At 61.3% G+C, this 6,341-nt stretch carries 7 protein-coding genes; all 7 read left to right on the forward strand.

Annotation, left to right across the window (positions count from 1 at the left end; all coding sequences use genetic code 11):
- The first annotated feature begins 6 nt into the window (after window positions 1-6).
- A complete protein-coding gene (locus FXB40_RS04820) occupies window positions 7-1,458 on the forward strand; it encodes an aldehyde dehydrogenase family protein (protein ID WP_210352126.1) in 1,452 nt (483 codons plus the stop codon).
- Window positions 1,455-2,549 carry an alcohol dehydrogenase catalytic domain-containing protein gene (locus FXB40_RS04825; protein WP_148771050.1) on the forward strand — a complete coding sequence of 365 codons (1,095 nt, stop codon included), beginning with the start codon at window positions 1,455-1,457 and terminating at the stop codon, window positions 2,547-2,549. The genes FXB40_RS04820 and FXB40_RS04825 overlap by 4 nt, the downstream gene beginning before the upstream one ends.
- A gap of 53 nt (window positions 2,550-2,602) precedes the next feature.
- Window positions 2,603-3,775: an ABC transporter substrate-binding protein gene (locus FXB40_RS04830; RefSeq protein ID WP_148771051.1), complete on the forward strand. Its 1,173-nt coding sequence runs from the start codon at window positions 2,603-2,605 to the stop codon at window positions 3,773-3,775.
- A gap of 65 nt (window positions 3,776-3,840) precedes the next feature.
- Window positions 3,841-4,788, forward strand: a complete 948-nt coding sequence (locus FXB40_RS04835) for an NmrA family NAD(P)-binding protein (RefSeq protein ID WP_148771052.1) — start codon at window positions 3,841-3,843, stop codon at window positions 4,786-4,788.
- 318 nt (window positions 4,789-5,106) lie between these two features.
- Entirely contained in the window at window positions 5,107-5,385 is a 279-nt protein-coding gene (locus FXB40_RS04840) for a hypothetical protein (RefSeq protein WP_148771053.1), read from the forward strand.
- A 70-nt stretch (window positions 5,386-5,455) separates the two neighbouring features.
- Window positions 5,456-5,614: a hypothetical protein gene (locus FXB40_RS47680; protein ID WP_187436671.1), complete on the forward strand. Its 159-nt coding sequence runs from the start codon at window positions 5,456-5,458 to the stop codon at window positions 5,612-5,614.
- On the forward strand, window positions 5,615-6,341 hold a 727-nt coding region (locus FXB40_RS04845), incomplete at its 3' end, for a TIR domain-containing protein (RefSeq protein ID WP_148771054.1).

Genomic DNA, 6,341 nt, shown 5'->3' on the forward strand with positions numbered 1-6,341 from the left:
CCGGTCATGTCCAACAATGAATCGCAGATGCGGGACCTTCACAACCTCAGTGGAGGAAAACATGTCCGCGGTTCCTCCGCCTATTCGGTTTTCAACCCGGCGACGCTCGAAATCGTCGGGCGTGCGCCACTGTCGACGGCTTTCGACCTCGACGATGCCGTCACTGCCGCAACGGCGGTATTGAAAGGTCAATGGTCGCGGGACGAGGCGTTGCGCCGCGAGGCACTCGCAAATTGTGCCGATATTCTCGACCGGCATGTCGATGAACTGGCGCGGCTGCTGAGCCTCGAACAAGGCAAGCCGGTGGTGTCGGCTGCCGGAGAGGTGAGGATCGCCAGCCGGATTTGCCGGCACTATGCCGCGCGGACGACGCGACCTGAGATCATCCGCGACACCAATGCGGATCGTGTCACCGTGCTGCGTGCGCCGGTCGGGGTGGTTGGACTGATTGTCCCTTGGAATTTTCCCATCACGATCCTGTTCATGAAACTCGGCCCGGCCCTGTGGAGCGGCAACACCGTCATCATCAAACCGGCGCCGACGACCCCGCTGACGACGCTGAGGCTGGCCGAGCTGTTCAGTAGCGCGTTGCCCGCGGGTGTGCTGAACACAATAACCGGTGAAGGCGATATCGGCGAGGCGTTGGTCGCTCATCCCGGAATCGCAAAAATATCCTTCACCGGATCGACCACAACAGGGCGCCGCGTCATGCAATCGGCGGCGTCGACGCTGAAGCGTCTGACGCTGGAACTCGGCGGCAACGATGCCGCGATCGTTCTGGAGGACGCCGATCCCGATCTCGTCGCGCCCCGTCTGTTTGCCAGCGCTTTCACCAATGCCGGTCAACTCTGCGCCGCGGTGAAGCGGCTGTATGTGCATCGGCGGGTCTATCCGCAGCTCGTCGAAAAGCTCCAGAGGCTGGCGCGGGAAACGAGGGTCGGTGTTGGCGCGGCCGCAACCACGCAAATGGGCCCCGTCAACAACCGCATGCAATTCGACCGTATTCGGGGGCTGGTGGACGAGGCCAGAGCCGCTGGTGCGAACGTGTGCGACGATGGCGACGCGCTGCCAGATCTCCCCGGATATTTCCTGCGCCCCGCGATCGTCACGGGGCTAGCCGCGGACGCGCGTCTTGTGGTCGAGGAGCAGTTCGGGCCGGTTCTGCCGGTGCTTCCGTTCACGGAGACGGAGGAAGCCATTGCACAAGCCAATGCCTCCGAATTCGGGCTCGGCGGATCAGTGTGGTCGAACGATCCGCAGCGCGCCATCGATGTCGCTGCGCGACTCGAGGCCGGGAGTCTTTACGTCAACAGCCACGCCATTCCGCCCGACCCGGAGATTCCATTCGGCGGAATCAAGGCCAGCGGCTTCGGCTACGAACTCGGCGATTGGGGAATTGACGAATTCAGCATCCGAAGGGTGATGCGGGTCGAACACCCGGCGGGGGCGAAGGCATGAGACCGATGCAGGCGGCGGTATTCACCCAGCCTGGCCGGGCGCTGGACATCGTCGACGGGATCGAGATCGACGATCCGCGTCCCGGTGAGGTTCTCGTTCGCATTCGCTATTGCGGCGTTTGTCATTCGGACCTCAGCATCATCGACGGTACGTTGCCGTTTCCGACGCCCGCGATCCTCGGACATGAAGCGTCGGGAACGATCGCGGCGTTGGGTCCGGGCGTAACCGGATTTGCGGAAGGCGCCCCCGTCGTGCTCTCGATGCGGCCTCCGTGCGGACATTGCTACTGGTGCGTCCGCAACGAACCAGTTCTCTGCGCAGAAACGGCCGGGCCGCCCGGTAGCGGCGAACCGCGGGCGTGGCACGAGGGCAAGCCGATCACGCGCGGCTTTCGTCTTGGCGCGTTTGCCGAATATGCGCTGGTCGAGGCGTCCGGTGTGGCGCTGGTCCCGGACGCGGTGCCGCTCGATGCCGCGGCCGTGGTCGGATGTGCCATTCAAACCGGGATCGGCTCGGTGACGAACGTCGCGAAAACCGAACCGGGTGCGACGGCTGCGGTCATTGGACTGGGCGGCGTAGGTTTGGCCGTGATCCAGGGACTGGTGCTCTCCGGAGCCGCGACGATCATCGGACTGGATCCTGTGGCCGAACGCCGGGACCGGGCCGTCGCGTTGGGAGCGACCCTTGCGCTCGATTCCGCCGACGCCGATCTGATGACGCGCGTCCTGGCCGCAACCGGGCGGATCGGATGCGACTACGTCTTTGATACCGTGTCTTCCACGCAGACGACGCAGCTTGCATCCGGCATTCTGAGGGCAGGGGGCAAGGTCGTTCTGATCGGCGTGACCGGTGAGCCGCAATCTCTCGGCATGTCGTCGATGGACCTCGTGATGCGCCAGAAATCCGTCGTGGGATCCTTTCTCGGCAATTGTCATTCGCAGCGCGATCTTCCGAAGTACCTCGCTCTGTGCTCCGCCGGGCGGCTCGATCTGGCGGCCCTGGTGACGGCCATACGGCCGCTGTCCGAAATCAATGTCGCGATGTCGGAGCTGCGCGCCGGCAAAGGTGTGCGCACCGTGCTGTCAATATGAAACGACGATAACGCACCGATTGAACCTGAACCGTTCCTTGAGGGAGGACATCCATGATCAAGAGCTTCGCGATTGCGGTCGTCTCGGCGGGCGTATTGCTGCAATCCGCTGCGATCGCAGAGCAGGCGCCGTTGCGTATAGGCCTGGTCTACTGCTTTTCCGGGCCGTTTGCGCTCGCGGGCGCTCAGGTCGATGCCGCCATCAACTTGTTCATGAAGCGCCACGGCGACGTTGTGGCCGGACGCAAGGTCGAGATCGTCCGGCGGGATACGACGGGTCCTGCTCCCGATGTCGCGCGCCGGCTGGCCGGAGAACTGGTCACGCGGGAGAAGGTCGACATTCTGACCGGCATCGACTTCACGCCAAACGCCATGGCCATTGCCGCAGTTTCGACCGAAGCCAAAATTCCGGTCTTCAGCATGAACGCCGGTTCGAGCGCTTTTCTGCCGAAGGCGCCTTATGGCGCGCGGTTTTCCTTTAGCGTGCCTCAGCAGGCTGTGCCGCTGGCGTCCTGGGCAGCAAGCAGCGGCATCAAATCGGTCTATTCGCTGGTGGCCGACTACAGCCCGGGCCTGGACGGCGAGAAGGCGTTCCAGACTGAATTCAAGCGGGCCGGTGGCCAGATCGTCGGATCGGTCCGCGTCCCGCTCAACAATCCGGATTTCGGTTCCTATCTCCAGCGCATCAAGGAAGCCAAGCCGGATGCTGTTTTCGTGTTCCTTCCGTCCGGCGGCGGCGATTTGCCGGTTCTGTTCCTGAAGGCGTTCAACGAGGCCGGCCTTTCGGCTTCAGGAGTCAAGATCATCGGAACCGGTGAGACCGATGAGGTGTCGATCGATGCGCTCGGGGACGCTGCGCTCGGGATGGTCACGGCCTCGCATTACTCCGCCGCGCACGAGAGCGAGTTGAACAAGGCGTTTGTTCGCGATTTCGAAGCCTCGACCGGAGGAAAGCAGCGCGTCAGTTTTGCCGCCGTGGCCGCCTATGACACGATGGCCGCGATCTACAAGCTTGCCGAGGCCCAGAATGGCCGGCTGGATCCGGAAAAAACCGTCGAGCTTCTGAAAGGCCTCAAACTCGACAGCCCGCGCGGCCCGATCGAGATCGATGGATCGAGGGACATCGTACAGACCATCTACATCAGGCGCGTCGAACGACGAAACGGACGGCTGGAGAATATCGAGTTCAGCAGTGTCCCCAACGTGCCGGCGACCGAGGCGCGTTGATCACATGAATCGTTGGCTGCGACCGTCGACGTGATGTCCGTCGCCACACAGCGGAAAGGGTAGCCATGAACTTCGATACCAAGCCAATCCCGGGTACGATCGCCGTCTTCGGAGCCAATGCGCACATCGGAAAGCCGCTTGCGAAGTTTTTGCATTTCAAAGCTCCGCACGTGAAGCTGAGGCTCATCTCCAGCAATCCCGCAACGACGAAGAACCTCGGGCAGGAATTTCCGGATGCGCAGGTATGTCGCGCCGACTACTTCGACCGGGCATCGCTGGACGATGCTCTCCGGGATGCGGAAGGGATATTCATCGTCACGCCAACCTACCTGGACGAACAGGTTGCGATGACCAATCTCGTCGCTTCAATCAAAGCGGTCGCTTCAGCGGTACATATCGTTCGGATCGTCGGGCACGAGCCGGAACAGACGATCGACCGAATTCCGCAGAGGCTGCGTGAGTTCGGGAGTGGCACGGCGACGCAACATTTCATCGCGCGTGAGGTGTTGGGCGCGAGCGGACTCCCGATCACGTATCTCAATATCGGGGCATCCTACATGGATAATTTCATCAGGATTGCGGAAATTACCCGGCGGACCAAGTCCCTGGTGTGGCCGCAACGCTATATCCCATACATCGATCCGCGGGAGGTCGGGGAGATTGCGGCCCGCATATTGCTGTCTCCCGATCGTCGGTACCTGCACCAGTTTCTGACCATCAACAACGGTCATGATTTGCTCACGTCAGATGCCGTCGCGGCAATCCTGAGCGATGTTTTGCTCGAGCGGATCTCTCATGACGGATCAAAGGAGACGTTCTTGCGAGAGTTTACCGGGATCTGGGAGAGGCGTTACAACAGGAAGGGAGTCGCGGAGTACCTTTGGGACTTCTTCAAGTACGAGGCCGAAAATTGTGCATTTCAATCGCTCAACGATGTGGCAGAGCGGATCCTGCAACGGAAGCCTATGACCCTGCGCGCATTCTTCCAGGAACATCGGGCGTTGATATACTAGGTTGCTCGACAAGCTTCCGAGTTCAGGCGGACGATCGGAGGAAATATCGCAGATTTACGTCGTGTGGGGAAAGGCGGTAGCGGTCTCCCGCTACCAAAACCGTATCGGCATTTTGCCGAACCGCCCCTCACTTCCTTGGTCCGTACCCTCAATTTGTAGCCCATCCAACGGGGGCAGCGCTGTTCAAGCGTTGCCAAGCCTAAGAAGGACGCGTTGCACAACGCGATAAAAGCCCTCGGATAGGCCTGCCAAACGCTTGTGTTCTGGACCCGCAATCGTCACGATTCTTGCTCGATTCGCTCAACCGCAGGTGTTTTCATGGCTGCTGCCGATCCGGATTACACGGCTTGGCTATCAGTGATTGGGCGGTCGCTGGCGCGCTTGGCATTATTGAAGGTAACCGAGATTGATCGCGACAAATTCAAGGACGTGCTGGCACGGGTCGACTTTCTAGAGACGCTCGGCCTGCCGGCTAAAGACGCTGCCGAAGCGGCCGGGTCGACGGCGGCATCGGTGGCCGAACTCAAGCGCCTTCGCAGGAACAAGAGTAATGGCAAGAAAATCAGCAAGAAGAAGGCCGGCAGCCGTCGCCTCTGATGGCGAGCAACGGGGCTCAGCGGCGCTTGACAAGATCGCAGCGCTACTAGGTCTCCTCGTCGTCAAGGACATGGAAGCCGACGACGCCTCGGTGAGGCTTGGCAACGTCGGCTTCTCCGATCGCGAGATCGCCGCGTTGGTCGGCGTTACTGACGGCTATGTCAGGCTCGCCCGCTTCCGGGCGAAAAATAAGGGCGGCCGCAAGCCCCGCAAGAAGAAGGCGGCCTGATTGGCACAAATCAACCAGGATCTAATCGATCGCATCGCGCGCGACATGGGTATTACACCCCGCGCCGTCTACCCGCACATCTCGCGCGTCGCCAACGAGACTATGCTCGACCGCCACCATGCCGCACTGGTGTTAGCTGCTCGGCGCCAGATCAACATCAACCGCTACTCGACGCCCGAGGAGCGCGCCGAAATCCGGGGCGTCATTCACGCCAGCCGCAACCACCGGGACTCGGATGAAGCGCCCGGGTCGGCTCTGGAGCCGCGCCGGCGGCCTGTCTCGACGAAGCACAAGCCGACGAAGAAGCGAGTGAAGGATAACACCATCTTTGTCGTGCATGGCCGCGACGAAGCCCTGCGCAAGAGCATCTTCGATTTCCTGCGAGCGCTCGGCCTTAACCCGAAGGAATGGGATCACGTGCTTCGCGAGGCTCGCGGCAACAACCCGTTTATCGGTAACGCCCTCGATGAGGTGATGGAGAAGGCGCAGGCCGTCGTCGTCATGTTCACACCCGACGACTTGGTGACGCTGAAGGAGCAGTTTGTCGGCTCCGATGAGAGAAACACCGAGGCAAAATTCCAGGGCCAAGCGAGGCCGAACGTGCTATTCTTACTGCGTCATGGGCGTCGACGTCCGTTGGATGCTGCGCCGACGCCACAGCATGGACATCGCGGCAGGGTTTTGATGAGCATGCGGATCAATCGGACGCGCATGGTTGCTATAGAGT

Source organism: Bradyrhizobium rifense (assembly GCF_008123425.1).
GTDB classification, from domain to species: Bacteria; Pseudomonadota; Alphaproteobacteria; order Rhizobiales; family Xanthobacteraceae; genus Bradyrhizobium; species Bradyrhizobium rifense.

Bases quoted from the DNA above. Each gene is read 5' to 3' on its own strand.
- FXB40_RS04835 (WP_148771052.1), top strand. From the start codon at position 3,841: ATGAACTTCGATACCAAGCCAATCCCGGGTACGATCGCCGTCTTCGGA.
- FXB40_RS04820 (WP_210352126.1), top strand. From the start codon at position 7: ATGTCCAACAATGAATCGCAGATGCGGGACCTTCACAACCTCAGTGGA.
- FXB40_RS04840 (WP_148771053.1), top strand. From the start codon at position 5,107: ATGGCTGCTGCCGATCCGGATTACACGGCTTGGCTATCAGTGATTGGG.
- FXB40_RS04830 (WP_148771051.1), top strand. From the start codon at position 2,603: ATGATCAAGAGCTTCGCGATTGCGGTCGTCTCGGCGGGCGTATTGCTG.
- FXB40_RS47680 (WP_187436671.1), top strand. From the start codon at position 5,456: ATGGAAGCCGACGACGCCTCGGTGAGGCTTGGCAACGTCGGCTTCTCC.
- FXB40_RS04825 (WP_148771050.1), top strand. From the start codon at position 1,455: ATGAGACCGATGCAGGCGGCGGTATTCACCCAGCCTGGCCGGGCGCTG.